Genomic DNA, 4,013 nt, shown 5'->3' on the forward strand with positions numbered 1-4,013 from the left:
CCCCCCGGCCGACCCCGACGCCCTCGCGCGCCTCGCGTCGGCGCTCGACGAGCGCCTGGCGCAGGCGGCGACGGACCGCGCGCACCCCGACGCGCCCTACGCCGTCGGGGTCGCGCACCTCACCCGCCCATGACCTGCGCCGGCCCCACCGCACCGGGCGCCGCATCCGTACCGGTGCTCACCCTCACACTCCGCCGTGTGGCGTCGTTCGTTACAAGTGATACGCTCGCCCGCATGGCGCACGCATCCCCGCACCGAGATCGGACCTGAAACATGACGAAGGCATCCGAGCCCGACGCACCCGCCCCCCTCCCCGACGCGCGCGACCGACGCACGTTCCGCACCCTCGTGGCGCTCGTCACCGTGTCGTTCCTGGCCGTGGCGCTCATGACCCTCCTGGTCGTGAGCGTCGCCAACGACCGGGCGGGGCTCGACCGCCTCCGCGTCGCCGCCACCCGCGACGTGTCCTCCGCGGAGACCGAGCTGGCGACCCTGGAAACGCAGATCGCCGAAGCCCGGGGCGAGGCGCGGGCGGCCGTCGACGCGCGCGACCGCGCGGAACGGGAGCTCGACGCCGTCGAGGACGACCTTCGCCGGGCCGAGAACGCCCTCGCGTCCGTCCGCTCCGAACGGGGGGACGCGCGCGGCGACGTCGACGCGGCCCGCACCGACGTCGATGCGCTCGAAGCGCAGCGGGAACGGCTCGCCAGCGACGTCGCGTCGCTCGAGGAGGAGCAACGCAGCCTTCGCACGGCGATCGCCGACCTGACGAGCGAACGCACGAGCCTCCAGGCCACCGTCGCGACCCTCGAGCAGGACCGTGCCGACGTCGAGACCGACCTCGCCGCCGTCCGCCCGGAGCTCGCCGCCGCGGAGGCCGAGCTCGACGGCGTCCGGAGCGAGCTCGACGCCGCGACCACCGACCTGCGGGCGGCGACCCGGAACGTGTCGGCGACGAACGACCGACTCGACGACCTGAGGGCGCGCGCCACGACGCTCGAGAGCGAAGTGGAGGGCCTCGCCGCCCGCCGCACCGCCCTCCGGACCGAGATCTCCGCCACCGACGTCGAAGTGGGGCGCCTCGCGAGCCTCCGCACCGAGGCGGACGCCCTCGAGGCCGAGATCGCGACGCTGGAGACGCGCCGGACCACCCTCGCGGAGCTCGACGGCCGCATCGACGCCCTCCAGGACGACGCCGACCGACTTCGGGCCCAGCGCACCGACCTCGAAACGGAGATCGAGCGTCTCGCGGGACGCGAAGCGGACCTCCGCGCCACCGTCGACGCCATCGACGTCGAGGAGGGGCGCCTGGCGGGCCTCCGGCAACGGGCGGACGCCCTCGCGACCGAGGTCGCCGACCTGGAGACCCGCGCCGCCGAACTCCGGACGCAGCTCGGGCGCCGCGACGCGCTCGCCACCGAGGTCGCCGACCTCGAAGCGCGCCGCGACGCGCTCGCCGACGTCCCCGTGTCCGAGGTCGACGTCGAAACGGCGCGCAGCGCCGTCGCCCGCGCCCGCGCGACCGAGGCGGACCTCTCCGCCCGCATCGCCGGCCTCGAGGACGACGTCGCGACGCTCGAAGCGGAGACGGCTCGGCTCGAGCCGGTCAGGAGCGACGTCGAGGCGCTGCGCGCGGAGCGCGACGCGCTCGCTGCGGAACTCCGCGACCTGCGCAACGAACGGGCCCGCCTCCTCGCCGACCTCGACGCGCTCGCGGACGCGACCTCACCGACCGACGCGGAAACGGGGAACTGACGATGGGACTCGACGTGCTCTCCGGCATCGACGGGCAGTGGGTCGCCCTCTTGGCCCTCGTGACGTTCGCGACCGGCGCGATCCTCGTTCCGGCCGCTTCGCTGCAGACGTACCTCGAGTACCGGCGGCGGAGCGCCGCCATCCCGATCGCCTCCAAACGCGATCACCTCCTCCAGGAGGTCGAACGCCTCCGCCTCGATCTCGAGGGTCTCGAGGCCCGCCGCGCCGAACTCGTCGAGGCGCTCGATGGGCACGACGGCCTGCGCGCGGAGAGAGCGGAACTCGAGGCGCGCGCCGACCTCGCCCGCACCGAACTCGAACGCCTCGACGAGCGCAGGAAGGCGATGGAGGCGGACAAGGAGGAGATCGCCCGCGTCCGCGCCGAGCGGGACCGTCTCCGGGAGGAGGCGAACGCGGCCCGCGAGACGCTGAACGACCTCGGCCGGAAGAAGGGCGACGCCGAGCACGCCCTGGAGGAACTCCGTAAGGCCCACACGGCGGCGGAGAAGATGCGCAGCGATTTCGAAAGGGCTCGCGACGCCGCGAAGCGGCGGGCGGACGAGGCGCACGACGCCGCGGAGAAGGCCGAACGCACGCGGACCGAGGCGGACCGGCGCGCGACCGAGGCCGGCACGAAGGCCGAGACGCTCGAGGGGGAGGTCCGCACGCTGGAGGAACGGCGGGGCGACCTGCGGTCGAAGGTCGATGCCCTCCACAACCTCAAGGACACCCTCGAGGCGTGGGCCGCGGAGCAGGCGAAGGACGACGAAGACCCCGGCGGGCGGGCGCTGGGCGACCTGTTCGAGCCCCCGGCACTGCTCACGACCACGTCGCTGACGAAGGCGGCCACCCTCGACGACGAAGCGAAGGCCCTCCACCACCTCGAGGGGTACCTCGACCGGGTCGGCCTGTCCTTTCCGACGCGCCGCGTGCACGCCTTCCACACCGCCCTCAAGATCGCCGGCATCAGTCCGCTCACGGTCCTCGCCGGCATCTCCGGGACCGGCAAAAGCGAACTCCCCCGCCGCTACGCCGAGGGCATGGGCCTACACTTCCTGCAGATGGCGGTCCAGCCCCGCTGGGACGCGCCGCAGGACCTCTTCGGGTTCTACAACTACCTCGAGAAGCGCTTCGCCGCGACCGACCTCTCACGCGCCCTGCTGCACCTCGACGGCCACAACCACCCGAAGCACGCGAAGCCGTACGACGGCCGCATGATGCTCGTCCTCCTCGACGAGATGAACCTGGCGCGCGTCGAGTACTACTTCAGCGAGTTCCTCAGTCGTCTCGAGGTGCGCCGCTCCGTCGATCCCGCCGACGCCGCCTCCCGCCAGCAGGCGGAGGTGACGCTCGATACCGGCGGCGGCGCGAAACGCGAATCGGTGCGGATCTTCGTCGGCGGGAACGTCCTGTTCGTCGGCACGATGAACGAGGACGAATCGACGCAGACGCTGTCCGACAAGGTCAACGACCGCGCCAACGTGCTGCGCTTCGGACGCCCGACCACGATGCGCCACGCGACGCCCGACAACACCGCGGAGGGCGCCGGCGGCTACCTCCCGTACGCCACCTGGGCGTCGTGGTACCGCACCGCCGACGACTACCCGACCGACGCGCGGACGCAACTGCACGGGTGGATCCACCGGGTCAACGACGCCCTCGCGCGCGTCGGTCGGCCATTCGGGCACCGCGTGTCGCAGGCGATCGAGACCTACGTCGTCAACTACCCCGGGTCCGACCGACTCGACGCGACGAAGCGCGCCTTCGCCGACCAGATCGAGCAACGCATCCTCCCGAAACTCCGCGGGCTCGAGACCGACGCGGCCGACGGCGACCCGCTGAAGGAGGTGCGGGACGTCGCCCGCGACGTGGACGACGATGCGCTCGCCGACGCGATCGACACGTCGCTCCAGAACGACGTGCTGTTCCAGTGGCACGGCCTCGACCGCGAGGACGCCTGACCCACCCATGCGCGCACCGCGGGCCCTCCCCCACCCCTGGAGCCTCTGGGATCCGACCGCGGACGACGACGCGACGCAGGGCGTCGACGCCGGTGGTGCCGCGCTGCTCGCCGTCGAGGCGGGGACGGAGCTCCTGGCACGCGGCGGCGGCGCCCGCGTCGCCCCCGGGCGTACCGTGCAGGACGCACGCGGGACGGCGTGGACCCTCCACCGCCTCGGTGCGCCCGGCGACGCCGTCGCCGCCGTCGACCTCGTCGCGCGCGGCCCGTCGGGCGACGCGCCGCTCTCCGTGCCGCT

Annotated in this window: 3 protein-coding genes; all 3 read left to right on the forward strand. The window is 73.6% G+C overall.

The annotated features are described in order from the left end of the window. Positions 1-273: 273 nt before the first annotated feature. Complete coding sequence (locus tag RI554_10705; protein MDR9392485.1) at positions 274-1,755, forward strand: hypothetical protein; 1,482 nt, start codon at positions 274-276, stop codon at positions 1,753-1,755. 2 nt (positions 1,756-1,757) lie between these two features. After that, on the forward strand, positions 1,758-3,716 hold the full coding sequence (locus RI554_10710) for a hypothetical protein (protein ID MDR9392486.1): 1,959 nt from the start codon (positions 1,758-1,760) through the stop codon (positions 3,714-3,716). Positions 3,717-3,723: 7 nt separating this feature from the next. Continuing rightward, a partial coding sequence (locus RI554_10715; GenBank protein ID MDR9392487.1) for a hypothetical protein occupies positions 3,724-4,013 on the forward strand: 290 nt, incomplete at its 3' end.

This window comes from Trueperaceae bacterium, assembly GCA_031581195.1.
In the GTDB taxonomy this organism is placed as follows: domain Bacteria; phylum Deinococcota; class Deinococci; order Deinococcales; family Trueperaceae; genus SLSQ01.